Source organism: Pseudomonadota bacterium (assembly GCA_013285465.1).
In the GTDB taxonomy this organism is placed as follows: domain Bacteria; phylum Pseudomonadota; class Alphaproteobacteria; order Micavibrionales; family CSBR16-224; genus CSBR16-224.
In genome coordinates this window covers 1,833,771-1,849,569 of sequence record CP053449.1, presented here as the reverse complement: position 1 = coordinate 1,849,569, position 15,799 = coordinate 1,833,771, and the positions used below count along the sequence as shown (strand labels likewise).

The window sequence follows — 15,799 nt, the reverse complement described above, 5'->3', positions numbered from 1 at the left end:
AACGTATTCTTGGCAAGTTTTTTGTTTATCAAGCGGGGCATTGACGGTATAACAGAGGAACGCAGAAATGGAAGACAAAACAGAAAAAACAAGGAAAAACACATGATTATTGTCACAGGCGGCGCAGGTTTTATCGGTTCCTGTCTGGTTGCAAAATTGGAAGAAAAATTTCCCGGACGGCGCATTGTGATCGCGGATCACCTCGGCGAAGGCGATAAATGGAAAAATATCGCCAAACGCGAAATTTATGATTTTGTCTTTCCGGCTGATCTGTTTGACTGGCTCGAGGAACATAAAGGCAAAGTTGATGCCATCTTTCATCTTGGCGCAATTTCCGCCACAACCGAGCGCGATGCCGATCTGATCGTCAAATCCAATTTTATCCTGACACGTAAATTGTGGCATTACTGCGCCGACAATAATGTGCGTTTGATTTACGCCTCCTCCGCAGCGACTTATGGCGATGGCAGTCACGGCTTTACCGATGTCGAGGAAATTGACAAATTGGCGGGTTTGCAGCCGCTGAACGCCTATGGCTGGAGCAAACATGCCTTTGACCGCTATGTTGCGCGTATGACGCAAGATGAACGCTTAAAACAGATCGAACCGAAGCCGCCGCAATTTGTCGGTTTAAAGTTTTTCAATGTCTACGGCCCGAATGAATATCACAAAGGCGATATGATGAGCGTCGTCTGCAAACTCTACGAACCGCTGGCGGCAGGCGGCGGCGCGACCTTGTTCAAATCCCACCGCCCCGATTACGGCGATGGTGGCCAGATGCGTGATTTCGTCTATGTGAAGGATTGCGTTGATGTCATGCTCTGGTTCTTTGAAAATGCCGATAAAAACGGCTTGTTCAATGTCGGCACGGGCAAGGCGCGCAGCTTTGCCGATCTGGCAACGGCGCTGTTTACCGCGCTGGGGCGCGAGCCGGATATCAGCTATATCGACATGCCTGAAGATTTGCGGGCGCAATACCAGTATTTCACCGAGGCGAATATGGCGAAACTGCGCGCCGCCGGTTATATGGCTGATTTCACATCGCTGGAAGACGGTGTGCGCGACTATGTGCAAACCCATCTCGCAAAAGAAGATCGTTACTGGTAAGTAGCGGAAAGGCAAAACCATGCAGGGCGTCGCAGGCATCCCGTTCCCCGATATTGACCCGATTGCGTTCAGCATTTTCGGTATTCTGCATATCCGCTGGTATGCGCTGGCCTATCTGGCGGGTTTTCTCGGCGGCTGGGGCTACGGCTCATGGCTGGCGGGACGTTTCGGCAAAGACTGGCGTCCGAACCGGCAGGATATTGAAGATATGCTGCCCTGGATCGTTGCAGGGGTCGTGCTCGGCGGTCGTCTTGGTTATGTGCTGTTTTACAATTTCAGCTTTTACATCGAAAACCCGCTGCAGATTTTCTATTTGTGGGAGGGCGGCATGTCTTTCCATGGCGGTATGGCAGGGGTGATTGCCGTGCTGTTTCTCTATGCGCGTCAGGCTAAAATTCCGCTGCTGCAGCTGGCTGATCTGGTGGCCTGCGTCGTGCCGATCGGATTGTTCTTCGGACGGCTGGCCAATTTTGCCAATGGCGAATTATTCGGACGGGTGACGGCGATGCCCTGGGGAATCGTCTTTCCCTATGGCGACCCGTTTCCGCGTCATCCCAGCCAGCTTTACGAAGCGGGGCTGGAAGGGCTGGTACTGTTTTTACTGCTCTATGTGCTGGCGCGGTTTTTCCATGTCTGGAAACGCCCGGGAATATTGGCAGGCGTGTTCCTCGCATGGTATGGCTCTGCGCGTTTCTGCATCGAATGGGTGCGGGAACCCGATGTGCAACTCGGCCTGTTCGCCGAATATTTCTCGATGGGGCAAATTCTCTCTCTGCCGATGATTGCGGGCGGCATCTGGCTGATCCGTTATGCGGCAAAACAAAAAACGGTGGAACATGGCACGGCATCATCCTGACAGTCAAAACAAGAAGGATGCAGGGCTGGGGGCGCTGCTACGCGCAAAAATCGCGGCAGAGGGGCCGGTCTCCGTTGCCGATTATATGGCGCTGTGTCTGGCGCATCCCGACTACGGCTATTACATGACGCGTGACCCTTTCGGAACGCGCGGGGATTTCACCACCGCCCCTGAAATCAGTCAGGTCTTTGGCGAGATTATCGGCACATTTCTGCTGGAAAACTGGCAGGAAATGGGCGCACCGGAAAAACCCGCACTGGTCGAGCTGGGGCCGGGGCGCGGCAGTCTGACCGCCGATATCTGGCGCATCGCGGAAAAGGCCGCGCCGGATTTTTGCGCACAGGCAGAGGTGCATCTGGTGGAAATCAGTCCGGTCTTAAAGGAACGGCAGCGCGAAACACTGGCGCATCTGGAGGGAAAAATCAGCTGGCATGACAGTATTGATGATTTGCCGCAGGACAGACCGTTGATCGTGATGGCCAATGAATTCTTTGATGCATTGCCGATCCGCCAATTCGTCATGGAAAAAGGGGAATGGCGCGAACGCGGTATCACAACCGGAAAAAACAAGGGCTTTGCCTTTACATTGCTGCCGGAAAAACCGGAAATGGACTTGCCCAAACGCGTCAAGGACGGCGCAGTATTTGAATATTGTCCGGCGGCGGAGGCGATCATGGGAAAGCTTGCCGCCAAAATCAAGGCGCAGCGCGGGATGTGCCTTGTGATTGATTACGGGCATGATGATGAATGGGCCATCGGTGATACGCTGCAGGCCCTCAGTGCGCATCAGCATGCCGACCCGCTCTGGGATCCGGGGGAGCGCGATATCACCGCCCATGTCAATTTCGCAGTGCTGCGCAAGGCGGTGCAGGCGGCAGGGGTCTATGCCACAGATATCATCACGCAAGGAGATTTCCTGCGCGGCATCGGGATTGAAGAATATGCCGGAAATCTGCGCAAACAGGCCAGGCCGGAACAGGCGAAAGAGCTGATCCTTGCGGTACAGCGCTTGACCGCCGCATCTGAAATGGGCAGATTATTTAAGGTAATGGGGCTTTCGGCATGATTGTGATTGAAGATAAAATTCTCGCAGATGCGCCGCATGGATTTTTCGGCATCACGGGCGGGGTCAGTACGGGGGATTATGCCTCGCTGAATTGCTCCTATGCGCAGGAGGATGCGCGGGACAATGTCACGGAAAACCGCGCCCGCGTTCTGACGCGTTTATCAACGGCGGCGCCCGTTTTGCAAACCATGCATCAGGTACATGGCACGGATGTTGCCGTTGTGACGGAGGCATTGCCCGAAGCGCCCGCCGCCGATGCGCTGGTGACAACAACGCCGCATCTGGCATTGGGCGTCTTGACGGCGGATTGCGTGCCGGTGCTGCTGGCCGATACCGATAACGGCGTGATCGGCGCGGCACATGCGGGCTGGCCCAGCGCCTTTGGCGGCATTGTGACAAAAACCGTTCAGGTGATGCGGCAGCAGGGGGCGGATATTGCAAAAATCAAAGCCGTGATCGGCCCGTCCATCCGTCAGGAAAGCTATGAAATTGACCGCGATTACTATAACCGCTTTTTACGGCAAAGCGCGGAGAATGAGGCCTTATTTCAGAAGATCGCGGGGAAACCCGACCATTTCCTGTTTGATCTGGCAGGTTATGTGCTGCGCCAGACAGCGGCGGCGGGTGTGACGCAAATCAGCGATGCGGGGGAAGATACCTGCGCGCAGCCGGAAAAATTCTTCAGCTATCGGCGCCATATGTTGCGCCACGGCCACGGGAATTGCGGGCGTCAGATTTCCGCGATTGCGCTTTCGTGATTTTACCGTCCAGAATATCCTGAACCAGTGTCTCCACCTGCTCCCGCGTTTTTTCAAGCGACAGCGAGGTATCCAGCACGATATCGGCCTTTTTGCGCTTTTCCGCATCCGGCATCTGGCGGTCAAGCACGCTGTTCAGCTTGTCCTCTGTCATATTGGGACGCGCCAGCACGCGCTGTTTCTGCACATCGGCGGGGGCGCTGACACATAATGTCAAATCCATCTCTTTTTCCAGCCCGTTTTCAAACAGCAGCGGAATGTCGCAAATGACAATTTTATGCCCTGCGGCGGATTGTTCCGCGACGAATTCCTCCCGCAATTTCCCGACAATCGGGTGCAGAATTTTTTCAAGTTCGTTCAGCATGGATAAGTCATCAGGATCGGCAAAAACATGTGCGGACAGGATCTTACGGTCGATATAGTCGCGGCCTTTCTCATCCTTGGCCAGCGCGGCGGGTACCAGTTTGCCGACGGCCTCGACGGCGGGGCCGCCCGGTCCCATGGCTTTATGCACATCATCATCGGCGTTATTGACAGGGATATCATGGTGTTCAAACATTTTTGAAACCGTGCTTTTCCCCATGCCGATCGAACCGGTAATACCGATCACGAAGGCCGTGTTATTTGCCGGTGTTTTCTTGACCATCTTCTTGACCTGTTTCAGTGCTTTTTGCCAAGCGTTTTTGCAATTCATTCCACAAACCTTTCGGGTTATCTGAAAAAACGATCTCCTGTTCATACGGCACAACCTGCCAGCGGCCGTCTTTCAATTCTTTGTCAAGCTGCCCCGGTCCCCATTGCGCGTGTCCGAAAGTGATTTTATAAGGGGTGACGTCATCTTCCTCATAAGCGGCCAGCACATTATTCATCACTTTCATTTTGTCGGTAAAACTGACATTTGTATTGGGGATACGGGTAATTTTGCTTTTGCTGTATTCCTTGTCAAGGAACAGCAGATGCCCTTCATCTTCGTCAACCGGGCCGCCCCAATAGACGGGAAAGCTCATACGCTCCATCGTGTCGCTCAAATAGCTGCGGCCCTCTTTCGGTGCATCCTCCGCGTCTTCATCGGCATAGGCGGGCGTGATCCACAGGCTGGCGGAACGCCCCGGTGCGGGAATATCCAGTTTTTTGTACAAGGCGCGCGCCGACATGCTCTCCAGCGGACGGTTGACGATAAAGCCGTGCGCCATGCGGCGGGTATGTTTGGTCATCAATATGACGGTTTCGCCGAAAAGCGGCTGACTTGGATGGTTCTCGGGATAGGGAGCGGCCACAAGAATTTGTCCGGCCAGACTGTTCGGGTGGCGGATCATCAGCTGCGGCACGCTGAACATCAAAATTGCCAGCAGGATATAGCCGACCCCTTCGATGATCGCGATATGTTTACGGTAGAAAGGAAGATTTTCCTCTTCTGTCGCAGCCGGAGATTTGGACGCTTTTGCCGCAGAGGTCTTTTTGGCCGTTTTACTTTTTTTCTGTGCGGCTTTTTTCGGTTTCGCGGGTGTTTTCTTACGACTATCGGACATGCGCCGGATTTTCCTTGGGTCTTCTCTGGTTTTTAGCTCTGTCCGGCAGCAGAAAGATTATTTCGGGCCGTGGAACAGGTTGTTTCTTGCTTTTTTTGTGCCGGGATCTGCATCCTGTTTTTTGTCTTTGTCATTGGCCGGCGCGTTGCCTTGACCGTAATCTTTTTTGGCCAGTTTTTCAAGCGTGGCAACAAAGTGTTTACCCAGCGGTGACTCACTAACATCCAGCTCATATTCCTCGCCCGTGGCCTTATTGGTGATGACGGGATTATCAATCCGGTCCAGAAATTTTTTGGCCAGTGCGGGCATCATTTCGTGATCGGCATACAGCCAGTCAACGCCTTTATTGGCATCTTCGGGCGCTAAAATGCCGTTCACGCCCTTGACCATATCTTCCGGCGGGTTGTCGTAATCGGCACAGCCCAGTTTTTTAAAGACATGTTTGGAATGCAGATTTGTCGGGTCGATTTCGATGACAAAACGGTCTTCCGGCGGCTCCAGCAAAAACGCGTTCAGAAGCTGTGCACCGACCATCACATCAAACAGCCCCATATTGGACATCAGCACATGGGTTGATCCGATTTCCGTCCATTTATGGGCCTCATCGCCGTTCTCATCCTTGGCGGTGACGGGATAGGCGATGGAAATGGCCTGAATATCGCCGTTGTCATCCTGCAGCATGGTCACAGCCCCTGCATCGACACGCTCTTCCATGGTTTCGCGGTCGCGTCCGGCGATAAAGGGATGTTTGTTATTATCGTAAAAATCGAGAATTTTCTGCAGATCCTTCGGGCAGGACTGCCGTAAATATAATTTCTTGCGCATGAATATTGCCTGTTCCTGTATGACTCCGGGAGTGCAATTATCATGCACGGCGTGCGGGATGTTGTAAAGATGTGTTTTTCAGAAAACTTGACGATAACGCAAAAATCCTTTAGAAAATAACACATAAAAAACGCGATATGAGAGGATACATCATGGCTCCGCAAGATACAGTGTCAACATTGGCGCAAGTAACGGAAAGTAAAGAAGAAAACATGGCGGCTGTCTCCGCCAGTAACCGTTCCGCCGCGCGCGTGCTGGCGATGGAAGCCGATGCTTTGCAAAACCTTGCCGATAAAATCTGGAGCGACGAAGAGTTCTCCCGCGCCGTTGATCTGATCGCGGCAATCGAAGGTCGTGTGATTGTGACGGGTATGGGTAAAAGCGGCCATATCGCCCGTAAAATCGCGGCAACAATGGCCTCGACGGGAACACCTGCCTTTTTTGTGCATCCCGGTGAAGCCAGTCACGGCGATATGGGGATGATCGTACGCGGTGATGTCGTTCTGGCCCTGTCCAATTCCGGCGAAAGCCGCGAAATGAATGATCTGATCGAATATACCCGCCGTTTTGCCATTCCGCTGATCGGCGTGACGAGCCGTCCGGGATCAACGCTGGGCGAAAGCGCGGATATCGTACTGGAGCTTCCGGCACTGCCCGAAGCCTGTCCGAACGGTCTGGCGCCGACGACCTCGACCACCATGTCGCTGGCAATCGGTGACGCGCTGGCGATTGCGCTGCTGGAAAGCAAAGGCTTTACCGCGACTGATTTTCAGGTTTACCATCCCGGCGGCAAGCTGGGGCAGCAATTGATGCGCGCCTCGGAAATCATGCATAAGGGCGATGCTGTGCCGCTGATCAGCCTTGATGCGCCTTTGAAAGAAACCTTTACCGTGATGACGGAAAAAGGCTTCGGCGCTATCGGCCTTGTTGATGCGGACGGTCTGCTGGCCGGTATCATTACCGATGGTGATATCCGCCGCCATATCAGCGACGATATCCTCAACAAAACAGCCGGTGACATCATGACGGCAACGCCGAAAATCATCCGTCCGGAAACGCTGGTCGGTGAGGCGATGGGCATTATGAATGATGTCACGCAAAGCTTCCGCCGCATTACCTGCCTGTTTGTTGTGCAGGAAGACGGTAAGCCCGTCGGCATTCTCCACCTTCATGATTGTTTAAGAGCAGGCTTCTCTTGAGCGGACAAACAGCTGAAAACGGACATCAAAACCGCGATTGGCTGTATGCGGCTCCCGATGCTGCAACGGAAGATTTGCAATATCGCGCCGGACGTCGCCATACGGCGACGGTACGCAGTGTAAAAATCATTCTTCTTCTGGCCGTGGTCGCGCTTTGCGGCCTTCTGGTCTATAACTTTACCGAAGACAGGCACAGTACGGTCAGTCTGGCGCGGCAGCATGAACGTCAGGCAGCTGCGGAAGAGAAAAGCAAAGCCGCAGAGCAAGTGATCGGTCCCGTGCGGAATCCGGCAGATGTTCTGCCCGAAGGCGTCATGCCGGCGGCTGCGGCGCAAAGTAAAATTGCCATGATCGGTGCGCGTTACGGCGGGCTGGATGACAAACGCCAGCCTTATACGATTACCGCTGCCGAAGCATCACGCAGCCCCGACAGCCCCGATGTCGTGCATCTGGCCGACCCGATGGCGGATCTGACGCTGACGGATGGCGGCTGGATCGCCGTGCAAAGCCGCCGCGGTGTCTATATGCAGAAAGAGCAGGAACTGTTTCTGGAAGACCATGTACGCTTTTTCCATGATATCGGCTATGAATTGCTGACCGAAGGCCTGCATATGGATTTAAAAACCCATGAAGTCCGCGCCGATACAAAAGTCGCAGGCCACGGCCCCGCCGGCGCGATTGAAGCGCAGGGCATGGATTTTGTACCCGCAGATGATAAAGTGATTTTTGCAGGTCCGGCGAAAATGACCCTGTTCCTGCAAACCAGAAACCTGTTTTTAAAGGAGGCACCTTAGAAAATGCTTTCCCCTTTACGCCGCACCGTTTTTTCCTGTCTGGTAATTGCCGTATTTGGTACATGGTTGTGCTACGGCACGGCTGCCCGCGCGGAAACAGTGCCTGAAACGGCAGCAACCGCAACGGATGCACAGACCGACGGGCAACAGCCTCTGACGATTTCCGCAGAACATGCGCTGGAATGGGACAGAAGCCACAGCCGTTATATTGCACGCGGCGCGGTCGAGGTTCGTCAGGGGGATACCGCCGTCTTTGCAGACCGGATGTATGCCTATTACGGTACGGGTGCAGCAGGCGGCATGGGCAATATCTCCCGCATTGAAATGGAAGGCAATATCCGCGTTGAATCACCGCCTTATACGGCTTATGGCACAACAGGCGTTTATGATGTGACGGGCGGCAAGGCGACGCTGATCGGCGATAACTTAAAAATCGTCACGCCGGGGGAAGTCATCACCGCACAAAATATGCTGGAATATGACCGTGAAGCGCAAACTTTCACGGCGAATGGCGGCGCGCGCGTTGTGCGCGGCCAGCATGTACTGGATGCGGAAAATCTGACGGCGCAGTTCGGCAAGGCCAAAGGCGATACGGATAAGCTGGCGCTGAAAGAAGTCCGCGCCCGCGGTAATGTTGTGTTGTCGACCCCGCGTGAAAAAATCCGCGGCAAGGCCGCCGTTTACAGCGCGGCCAGCGATATCGCGGTCATGACGGGCGGTATCAGCATCGAGCAGGGGCAGAATGTACTGCATGGCGACAAGGCGCAGATGGATATGAAGACAGGCGTCAGCCAGCTGATTGCAGGCGGCAGCGGCGGCGACGGGCGGGTGCATGGCGTTTTTTATCCCTCATCAGGCAAAAATTAGTGTATAATGGAAGACTGTTTGCCGCAAAAGCGGTTAAAACGGCACGGTGTGTGATAAACCGGATATCAAAATAATGACAAATAACGGCGATTCAAATGTGACCGATATGCGCAAGCCCAAAGCGCCGCGGCTTGTGCATAAAAATGAGGGGCTTGAAGTCTCGCATATTGTCAAATATTACCGCAAACGCCGTATTCTGCATGATGTCAGCCTGAAAGTCCGTCAAGGCGAAGCCGTTGGTCTTCTCGGTCCGAACGGTGCAGGTAAAACCACCAGCTTTTATATTGTCACGGGGCTGATCAATGCCGATGGCGGCACGGTCAAGCTGGACGGGCAGGATATCACCCATCTGCCGATGTACCGCCGCGCAAGGCTGGGGATCGGCTATCTGCCGCAGGAAACATCAATTTTCCGCGGTCTCAGCGTTGAAAATAATATCCGCTCCATCATTCAGGTCACGGAAAAAGATGCGGAGCGCCGCGAACAGATACTGGAATCGCTGCTGGCGGAATTTTCCATTACCCATTTGCGCCAGACCCCTGCAACGGCACTGTCGGGCGGGGAGCGCCGCCGTGTCGAGATTGCGCGGGCACTGGCCTCGCGTCCGAAATTTATCCTGCTGGATGAGCCGCTGGCCGGGATCGACCCGATTGCCGTCAGCGATATCCGTGAACTGGTCAAACATCTGAAAACCCGCGGTATCGGCGTGCTGATTACCGATCATAATGTCCGTGATACGCTGGATATTGTCGACCGCGCCTATATTCTGCATGACGGCAAGGTGCTGATGCAGGGCGCGCCGGAAGACATCGTTAATCATAAGGATGTGCGGCGGGTTTATCTGGGCGAGAAATTCACCCTCTAAAACACGCAGATTTCAATATGGGCTGCATTTAATCTTCGCCGCCGCCTGTGCCGCCATATTGCTGTTTGATTTCCGGCCCCCAGCGTTCGATCAGAACCTGCTCGCGCTTTGCCAGTTTCTGGATGCGCATCTCCGCCTTGCTGACAATCACCAGCGCGACAAAACGCGTCACGGCCAGATGGATCAGCCAGCCGATCCCGGCACCCGCATAGGCCATGGCCAGTGTTGAAGGTTGCAGCGCAAAACTCAGCGCATTGCCGGGATTATTATTCAACTTCAGAACTTCCAAAAAATTCGGCACGGTTCCGGCCAGATTGGCCGCGCCGACGGTTAAGCCCAGTGTCCGCGGCAGCTGACGGTCAATAAACAGCGCGATATAGGTCGGGATCATGCAAAGGAACAGGAAAAGTGCGGCGCCGGCGAAAGCAATGCCCAGCATGACCAGCATCAGCAGCGCGACCAGAACTTGCAGCGCATTTGCTTTCCCATGTTTTTTTTGTGTGCGGGCCATGATGGTTTTCCGTGTGTTTGTTGCGTTAAATAATGTGGTAATAGGATAAAACCGACAGCAAAATCATCAGCGATGATAAACCCAGAGAGACAAGCATAGCGGTTTGCCGTCCCTTGTCGCTGCCAAGCGTATGCCGGTGCGCAAGCAGCTTTTGCAGATGCATGCGTTCATTTTGCAGAACGGTGAATTCCGTGCGTGCGGCAAAAAAGCTTTTGCGGTCTGCGTTAATAACGCCCGGATTATCAATCACGTTCAGCAGCGTATCAAAGCTTTGCGTGTCCTGCATTTTTTGCAATTGTTCAAACAGTTTCTGGCGCAGGCGGCGGTCATGGATACGCTCCAAAGCGGGGCGGATATTGCGGATAAACCAGCCGATCAGCTGCGGGGCGGGGCCGCCGTCAAATTTGCGCTGGATGGCGGCAAAGCAATGCATCAAGCCTGTCAGGCGCCGTCCGGCATTATTCGAGGAAATCAGGCTGAGGAACGGCTCGATCACCTGCGGCTCATGCACGGCAAGAAAGGCGATAATATGGCGGTCGAAAAAGCCGTCAATGGCGGGGAGCTTGCCGTCTTCCGCCATTTGCTCAAAGGCGGCCAGCAATCCCGCCGCATCGCGGATAAAGAATTTTCTGACAGTCGGGCTCAGACAATGCATATCTTTGCACAGCATATAAAGCCCGCGTTCAAAGCCGCGCCCGACCATTTTCTGTTTCATGAAATTGCGGGCTTTTTCGATCTCCAGCACCAGCGCAGCGGAGTCCGGCAGATGGATATGCTGCATTTCAAACCAGTAATTATAAAGCTGGTATTGCAGAATTTCGAGATAGGGCGCGTTATCTTCGCCATGCAATACGGCATGTGCCAGCGCGTTTCCGAAACCGTCAGGCATGACGGACAGACCCTTGTAACGGATGGGGGCGTCGGGGTCGAGCGCGATGGTTGCATGCGCGACCATCAGAGACGGACTGTCGTAATTTTCTCCCGGATTTTTATCCGATCCGAAATGGCGCTCGAAATTGGCGATGGTGCTTTTGTCGGAAATATGGCGCTGCAGCCATTGCAGCAGTTTCTTGTCTTTTAAAACCTGCGCCGTCATATTCGGGGTTTTGGCCATGGCGGTCACAAGGCTGCGCAGATAGCTGTAATTATGCTCGCCGAACTGGAATGACCGCGCGGCTTTTGCGGTTGCACGGGCGGGCTTGACCGTCATGCGGCTGCCTTCCATCCATTTCAGCGCGTCTTCCAGCCCCCAGCGGGCGGAAAGATCATCGTTTAAAACAGCGCGCAGGAATTCCGCCAGCCCCGGCGGCATACGTTCCCGTCCGACCAGCGCACCATAGGAGCCCTGTTCGATTTTACGGGCGATAATTTCGCCGTTTTTCGCACCTTTGAACGGGTTTTTGCCCAGCGCCAGCAGCGCAGCACAGGCCCCCAGCGCATAAAGATCATGTTTGTCTTTGGCGGGCCCGCGTCCCAGCGGATCGGCCAGCGAGCGTCCGACAGGCTCAAAAATCACATTCTGTTCATAAGAATGCGGTGCGCTGAGGAATTCGCCGAACAACACGCCGGTGGTGGAAAAATCGGGACGGGCGTAAATATTGGTCAGGTTGATCGCGCCGTGACTGATGTCATGTTTGTGCAATTCGGCCAATAGCTGGATGGCGGGTTCGATGAATTTCGTCAAAAGCGGTTTTCCCGCTGCTTCGTAACTGATATCCAGATTCAAATCGTCTTTGGGGCTGTCCATGATGCGCTTGCCGCGCGGCTTGTCAAAGACGCAGGCATAATAATAAATATTATCCTCCGGCCATAAAACCGCCCCGCCGCCGTGAAATTGCTGCAGGCTGGGCGAAAAGAACGTCTTGACCGTCGAAAGCTGCCGGAAACGCGGAACAACGGATTTTCCGGTCAGTAATGCGACAAATTTTTTATTGCCTTCCGCCTGAAAGGCGCTATAGGCGGGCGCATGGGGCTTCGAGAATTCCGGCAGCGGCGCTGCGGGATCAATGTAAAAATCCGTTCCGGGAATGTGCAATCCGCCCTTTACCGCCGCGGGGCGCGGGGCGGTATTTTGTTCCATCCGGTCGCGGCTGTTATCGGCTGTGGCCATGGATACCTTGAAAAAAGCAGAGATTGGGCGTGAATGCGCTTGATGCAGAAAGCGGACGGAATTGCCGCTCCCTCATTCCATAATGGCGCAATTGCCGCGAAACTTCAACCGTTAAGCGACATGAGGGGGTGGAAGCGCCGCCGCGCCGGCATCATCAATACGGCGTTCTTTACGCCGCCAGCGTCTGCCCCGGGCGCATCAGGCGGTAATTGGCGGCTTCGGCGATATGTTTGGTTTTGACGGTTTCGCTTCTTTCCAGATCAGCCAGCGTCCGCGCTACCCGCAAAATACGGTAATAACCGCGGGCGGAGAGTTTCAACCTCTCGGCAATATCGGCCAGCAGTTTTTTGCCTTCGGCATCCAGCGCGGCGGTTTCCTCCAGCGCATCACCGTCCATATCGGCATTTTTGCGGAATTTCGGATTTTTGATGCCCAGCCTGTCCAGTCGTGCTGCGAAAAATTCCCGCGCCGCCAGAACACGCGCCGCAACAGTCTCACTGCTTTCCGCAGGTGCGGCATTGGTCAGATCACGGATATCGACGGCGGGCACATCAATATAAATATCAATCCGGTCCAGCAAAGGGCCGGAGAGCTTGTTCTGATAATCCTCCCCGCATTTCGGGGCGCGGCTGCAAGCCAGCGCGGCATCCGCCAGATGCCCGCAGCGGCAGGGGTTCATTGCGGCGACCAGCTGGAAATCGGCGGGAAAGGTGACATGGTAATTGACACGGGAAACCAGCGTCTGCCCTGTTTCCAAAGGCTGGCGCAGCGCCTCCAGCGTCGCGCGGGCGAATTCCGGCAGCTCGTCCAGAAACAGCACGCCGTGATGCGCCAGCGAAATTTCCCCCGGTTTGGCACGGTGACCGCCGCCGACCATCGAGGGCAGGGAGGCGGAATGATGCGGATCGCGGAACGGACGGGTGCGTTTCAGGGCGCCGTTTTTCAGCTCCCCCGCAACACTGTGGATCATTGACAGTTCCAAAGCCTCCTCGGGCATCAGATCAGGCAAAATACCGGGCAGCCTTGCCGCCAGCATGGATTTCCCTGATCCCGGCGGGCCGCACATCAGAATATTATGACCGCCCGCCGCTGCGATTTCGAGGGCGCGTTTGGCGCTTTCCTGTCCGCGCACATCTTTCAGATCGGGCGCATAGGCGTCTTTTTCGCGGCTTTCCAGCACGGCTTTCGGCGCAGGCAGTACCTGCGTGCCTTTGATATGATTGATCAGTGCGACCAGATTATGCGGGGCCAGCACATTGACCTCTTCCCCCGCCCAGGCGGCTTCCGCGCCGCAGCTTTCGGGGCAGATCACGCCGCGCTCCAGCGATGCGGCATGAATGGCGGCAGGCAGAATACCCGTCACAGGCGTCAAGGCACCGTCCAGCGCCAATTCGCCCAGCGCAACATAATGGTCAAGCTCGTCTGACGGGAAAACCCCCATCGCCGCCAATACGCCAAGCGCAATCGGCAGATCAAAATGACTGCCTTCCTTCAAAACATCGGCGGGGGACAGGTTGACGGTCAAACGCTTTGGCGGCAAAGACAGCCCGATGGCATGCAAAGCGGCACGGACGCGCTCGCGGCTTTCGGCCACGGCTTTATCAGGCAGCCCGACAATCTGGAAGCTGGGCAGGCCGGAGGAAAGCTGCACCTGCACATCAATATCCATGACGTCAATGCCCTGAAATGCGACGGTTTTGATCCGCGCAACCATGCGTTTTCCTCCGCTGAAAATTTATCGTAACAATGGCGACAAGAATAAAGGCAAGCCGCGCATTTTGGCAAGGAAAAAGGGCATCCTGCGGAAGGATGCCCTTTTAAAAGATATGTCTGCGAAAAACTTACGCCGCTTTCAGCGTGTCATCGCCTTTGTTCCAGTTGCAGGGGCACAGCTCATCCGTTTGCAACGCATCCAGAATACGCAGAACTTCCTGCGTGTTGCGGCCGACGCTGAGGTCATTCACCGATACGTGGCGGATAATGCCTTCGGGATCAATGATAAAGGTTGCGCGGTTGCAGACGCCTGCGTCTTTGTGCAGGATGCCGAGACCTTCGGACAGCTCGCGCTTGATATCCGCCAGCATCGGGAAGGGCAGGTTATTCAGATCAGGGTGGTCTTTGCGCCATGCCAGATGAACGAATTCGGAATCCGTGCTCATGCCCAGAACCTGTGCATCACGGTCAGCGAATTCGCCGTTCAGACGGCCAAAATCGGAAATTTCGGTCGGGCAGACGAAGGTAAAATCTTTCGGCCATGCGAACAGCACCAGCCATTTGCCTTTATAGGTGTCGTTTTTGACATCGATAAAAGCATCGCTCAGATCGTTGGAAACAACGGCTTTCAGATTGAATTCGGGAAGTTTGTCACCGATGGTCAGCATAGTCTTTTCTCCTCTAAAAAATAAATGCGAATCTTTGTCCCGCGCATCTCCGCGAAACACGCCCCTATTATTGTCAGATAGACGCAAATATCAAGGCCTAGCGTAACAGCGGCAGAATAATCTCTTTCAGCGCGCCCATCGTTTCCGGCACGGTATAAGGCGGATTGATAATCACCATGCCGGAACCGTACATGCCCTTATGGTCGGGAGCGGCAGGGTCGGCGTAAATCCATTCATCAATCAACACTTCCGCCTCCAGCGCGGCGCATTGCTCCTTCAAAATCTCATGCCGTCCGGCAGGCAGCAGCGGATACCAGACCATAAACACGCCTTGCGGAAATTTCTTTAAATTACGCGCCAGCGCTTGCGGCACGGCTTCGTAATCTGTTTTGATCTCGTAGCTGGGGTCAATCAACGCCCCGCCGCGTTTTTGCGGCGGCGGCATATAGGCACCCAACCCGCGCAGCCCGTCCTGTTTTTCGGCATGGCTGTGGCGGTATTTTTTCAAAGAATTTTGCAGATGCGTAAATTCCTGCGGATGCAGCTCGAAACAGGAGAGGCGGTCATCCCGCCGCAGCAGCATCGCCGCAAGTATGGCCGAGCCGGGGTACGACCCTAAACCGCCGCGCGGATTATATTTTTTAATTTGCGCAACGTAATCCTGCCACAGCACATGGTCGATCTTCGCCGCCAGCAGCTTTTGAATCCCCGCCGCCGCCTCGGCGGTTTTGGCGGCCTCTTTCGAGGATAAATCATAAAGCCCGCGCCCCGCATGCGTATCCGCCCAGAACAGCGGCTTGTCCTTCCTAGTCATATAACGCAGCACCGCCATCAGCCATAAATGCTTATGGATGTCGGCAGGATTCCCCGCATGATAAATATGCTGATAGCTCAAACTCATGCGCGGAGCATAACCTAAGTAACCTAAAAG

At 54.7% G+C, this 15,799-nt stretch carries 16 protein-coding genes; 8 read left to right on the top strand and 8 right to left on the bottom strand.

The window, feature by feature from the left end:
* Positions 1-102 precede the first annotated feature (102 nt).
* The 4 genes from rfaD to pgeF are packed head-to-tail and all read left to right on the top strand — an operon-like array spanning position 103 to position 3,787.
* Positions 103-1,107, top strand: coding sequence for an ADP-glyceromanno-heptose 6-epimerase (rfaD, locus tag HND56_08955; GenBank protein ID QKK05808.1), 1,005 nt, complete (start codon positions 103-105; stop codon positions 1,105-1,107).
* A gap of 19 nt (positions 1,108-1,126) precedes the next feature.
* On the top strand, positions 1,127-1,963 hold the full coding sequence (locus HND56_08950) for a prolipoprotein diacylglyceryl transferase (protein QKK05807.1): 837 nt from the start codon (positions 1,127-1,129) through the stop codon (positions 1,961-1,963).
* Positions 1,944-3,029: a class I SAM-dependent methyltransferase gene (locus tag HND56_08945; protein QKK05806.1), complete on the top strand. Its 1,086-nt coding sequence runs from the start codon at positions 1,944-1,946 to the stop codon at positions 3,027-3,029. The genes HND56_08950 and HND56_08945 overlap by 20 nt, the downstream gene beginning before the upstream one ends.
* Positions 3,026-3,787, top strand: a complete 762-nt coding sequence (gene pgeF / locus HND56_08940) for a peptidoglycan editing factor PgeF (GenBank protein ID QKK05805.1) — start codon at positions 3,026-3,028, stop codon at positions 3,785-3,787. The genes HND56_08945 and pgeF overlap by 4 nt, the downstream gene beginning before the upstream one ends.
* On the opposite strand, the gene HND56_08935 is transcribed toward pgeF, so the two are convergent.
* Genes HND56_08935 through HND56_08925 form a run of 3 tightly spaced genes read right to left on the bottom strand, consistent with a single transcriptional unit; the run spans position 3,711 to position 6,141 of the window.
* Entirely contained in the window at positions 3,711-4,433 is a 723-nt protein-coding gene (locus HND56_08935; GenBank protein ID QKK05804.1) for a dephospho-CoA kinase, read from the bottom strand. The two genes, pgeF and HND56_08935, sit on opposite strands and share 77 nt — an antisense overlap.
* Positions 4,408-5,316 carry a hypothetical protein gene (locus HND56_08930; protein QKK05803.1) on the bottom strand — a complete coding sequence of 303 codons (909 nt, stop codon included), beginning with the start codon at positions 5,314-5,316 and terminating at the stop codon, positions 4,408-4,410. The genes HND56_08935 and HND56_08930 overlap by 26 nt, the downstream gene beginning before the upstream one ends.
* A gap of 57 nt (positions 5,317-5,373) precedes the next feature.
* Positions 5,374-6,141 carry a hypothetical protein gene (locus tag HND56_08925; protein QKK05802.1) on the bottom strand — a complete coding sequence of 256 codons (768 nt, stop codon included), beginning with the start codon at positions 6,139-6,141 and terminating at the stop codon, positions 5,374-5,376.
* A gap of 212 nt (positions 6,142-6,353) precedes the next feature.
* Here HND56_08925 and HND56_08920 point away from each other — a divergent pair, with 212 nt between their 5' ends.
* The 4 genes from HND56_08920 to lptB all read left to right on the top strand — a co-directional run bounded on the left by HND56_08920 (position 6,354) and on the right by lptB (position 9,866).
* Positions 6,354-7,340, top strand: coding sequence for a KpsF/GutQ family sugar-phosphate isomerase (locus HND56_08920; GenBank protein ID QKK06608.1), 987 nt, complete (start codon positions 6,354-6,356; stop codon positions 7,338-7,340).
* Positions 7,337-8,134 carry an LPS export ABC transporter periplasmic protein LptC gene (lptC, locus tag HND56_08915; GenBank protein ID QKK05801.1) on the top strand — a complete coding sequence of 266 codons (798 nt, stop codon included), beginning with the start codon at positions 7,337-7,339 and terminating at the stop codon, positions 8,132-8,134. Before HND56_08920 ends, lptC begins: the two co-directional genes overlap by 4 nt.
* Positions 8,135-8,137: 3 nt before the next feature.
* Entirely contained in the window at positions 8,138-9,001 is an 864-nt protein-coding gene (locus HND56_08910; GenBank protein QKK05800.1) for a hypothetical protein, read from the top strand.
* 73 nt (positions 9,002-9,074) lie between these two features.
* On the top strand, positions 9,075-9,866 hold the full coding sequence (lptB, locus tag HND56_08905; GenBank protein ID QKK05799.1) for an LPS export ABC transporter ATP-binding protein: 792 nt from the start codon (positions 9,075-9,077) through the stop codon (positions 9,864-9,866).
* A gap of 28 nt (positions 9,867-9,894) precedes the next feature.
* Here lptB and HND56_08900 read toward each other — a convergent pair whose 3' ends face one another.
* The 5 genes from HND56_08900 to HND56_08880 form a co-directional block, all read right to left on the bottom strand.
* On the bottom strand, positions 9,895-10,377 hold the full coding sequence (locus tag HND56_08900) for a hypothetical protein (GenBank protein QKK05798.1): 483 nt from the start codon (positions 10,375-10,377) through the stop codon (positions 9,895-9,897).
* A 25-nt stretch (positions 10,378-10,402) separates the two neighbouring features.
* Positions 10,403-12,487 (bottom strand): hypothetical protein, encoded by a 2,085-nt coding sequence (locus HND56_08895; protein QKK05797.1) that lies wholly within the window; start codon positions 12,485-12,487, stop codon positions 10,403-10,405.
* Between the two features lie 169 nt (positions 12,488-12,656).
* Positions 12,657-14,201, bottom strand: a complete 1,545-nt coding sequence (locus tag HND56_08890; protein QKK05796.1) for a YifB family Mg chelatase-like AAA ATPase — start codon at positions 14,199-14,201, stop codon at positions 12,657-12,659.
* Between the two features lie 127 nt (positions 14,202-14,328).
* Complete coding sequence (locus HND56_08885; protein ID QKK05795.1) at positions 14,329-14,868, bottom strand: peroxiredoxin; 540 nt, start codon at positions 14,866-14,868, stop codon at positions 14,329-14,331.
* Positions 14,869-14,965: 97 nt separating this feature from the next.
* The gene (locus HND56_08880; protein ID QKK05794.1) at positions 14,966-15,769 is read right to left on the bottom strand and encodes a 23S rRNA (adenine(2030)-N(6))-methyltransferase RlmJ; all 804 of its coding nucleotides are present in this window, start codon (positions 15,767-15,769) and stop codon (positions 14,966-14,968) included.
* Positions 15,770-15,799: the final 30 nt, after the last annotated feature.

Excerpts from the sequence above, each read along its gene's own strand:
- rfaD (QKK05808.1), top strand. The coding sequence starts at position 103 with ATGATTATTGTCACAGGCGGCGCAGGTTTTATCGGTTCCTGTCTGGTT.
- HND56_08950 (QKK05807.1), top strand. The coding sequence starts at position 1,127 with ATGCAGGGCGTCGCAGGCATCCCGTTCCCCGATATTGACCCGATTGCG.
- HND56_08945 (QKK05806.1), top strand. The coding sequence starts at position 1,944 with ATGGCACGGCATCATCCTGACAGTCAAAACAAGAAGGATGCAGGGCTG.
- pgeF (QKK05805.1), top strand. The coding sequence starts at position 3,026 with ATGATTGTGATTGAAGATAAAATTCTCGCAGATGCGCCGCATGGATTT.
- HND56_08935 (QKK05804.1), bottom strand. The coding sequence starts at position 4,433 with ATGGTCAAGAAAACACCGGCAAATAACACGGCCTTCGTGATCGGTATT.
- HND56_08930 (QKK05803.1), bottom strand. The coding sequence starts at position 5,316 with ATGTCCGATAGTCGTAAGAAAACACCCGCGAAACCGAAAAAAGCCGCA.
- HND56_08925 (QKK05802.1), bottom strand. The coding sequence starts at position 6,141 with ATGCGCAAGAAATTATATTTACGGCAGTCCTGCCCGAAGGATCTGCAG.
- HND56_08920 (QKK06608.1), top strand. The coding sequence starts at position 6,354 with ATGGCGGCTGTCTCCGCCAGTAACCGTTCCGCCGCGCGCGTGCTGGCG.
- HND56_08910 (QKK05800.1), top strand. The coding sequence starts at position 8,138 with ATGCTTTCCCCTTTACGCCGCACCGTTTTTTCCTGTCTGGTAATTGCC.
- lptB (QKK05799.1), top strand. The coding sequence starts at position 9,075 with ATGACAAATAACGGCGATTCAAATGTGACCGATATGCGCAAGCCCAAA.
- HND56_08900 (QKK05798.1), bottom strand. The coding sequence starts at position 10,377 with ATGGCCCGCACACAAAAAAAACATGGGAAAGCAAATGCGCTGCAAGTT.
- HND56_08895 (QKK05797.1), bottom strand. The coding sequence starts at position 12,487 with ATGGCCACAGCCGATAACAGCCGCGACCGGATGGAACAAAATACCGCC.
- HND56_08890 (QKK05796.1), bottom strand. The coding sequence starts at position 14,201 with ATGGTTGCGCGGATCAAAACCGTCGCATTTCAGGGCATTGACGTCATG.
- HND56_08885 (QKK05795.1), bottom strand. The coding sequence starts at position 14,868 with ATGCTGACCATCGGTGACAAACTTCCCGAATTCAATCTGAAAGCCGTT.
- HND56_08880 (QKK05794.1), bottom strand. The coding sequence starts at position 15,769 with ATGAGTTTGAGCTATCAGCATATTTATCATGCGGGGAATCCTGCCGAC.